Source organism: Anaerococcus sp. HMSC068A02, from assembly GCF_001811125.1.
GTDB lineage: Bacteria > Bacillota > Clostridia > Tissierellales > Peptoniphilaceae > Anaerococcus > Anaerococcus vaginalis_C.
Map to the genome: position 1 here is coordinate 1 of NZ_KV803755.1, position 651 is coordinate 651.

Consider the following 651-nt stretch of genomic DNA (forward strand, 5'->3'; position numbering starts at 1 on the left):
TATGTCTGATTATTACTTTTACCTTGCTTTTACTTTTTGTACATTTGCTTAAAGATGGGCAGTTTTCACATAAACTTTTCTTGCTTTGATATATTCTGTATCCTTCTCTGTTCGTTGTTGAATACAGGAGTATTTTCTCTTCTGGGCATATGTAGCAGTCGTTTGTTTCGTCATATTTATATTGTTTTGGATAGAATGTTTCTTTATCAGTTCTTCCTTTTGGCCTTGTGTATGGTAAGACTGGCATTATTCCTTTTTCTATTAAATCTTTTGCTATTGCTGGTATTTTGTAGCCTGCATCCATTACTATTTTTTTTGGTTTATATTTCTCTATTTTTTCTTTGAAGAATGATGGGAAGGTTGTGGAATCGTGTAGATTTCCTGGATAAGCTTTGTATCCTAATATCCATCCATTTTTATCACATGATGTTTGGATTGAGTAGGCATATACTTCTTTGTGGTTTCCTTTATGGAATAGTCCACTTTCTGGATCTGTTGTTGAGTGGGTAATTTCTTTTTCTTCTAATACTTCTCCATCTGGGTAATCGAAGTCATCTTTTCCATTATTGTTTCTGTCTTCGTTTACTTCTTTTTCTAGTTTTCTTTGGTATGATTTTACTTTGTTCTTTATTTTTACTTTCTGATTTTTAT

1 protein-coding gene is annotated in these 651 nt (G+C 31.8%); it reads right to left on the reverse strand.

What is annotated here, in order from left to right:
* Positions 1 to 651, reverse strand: a 651-nt coding sequence (locus HMPREF2782_RS04495; RefSeq protein WP_148130024.1) for a transposase, incomplete at both ends; no start/stop codon positions are given.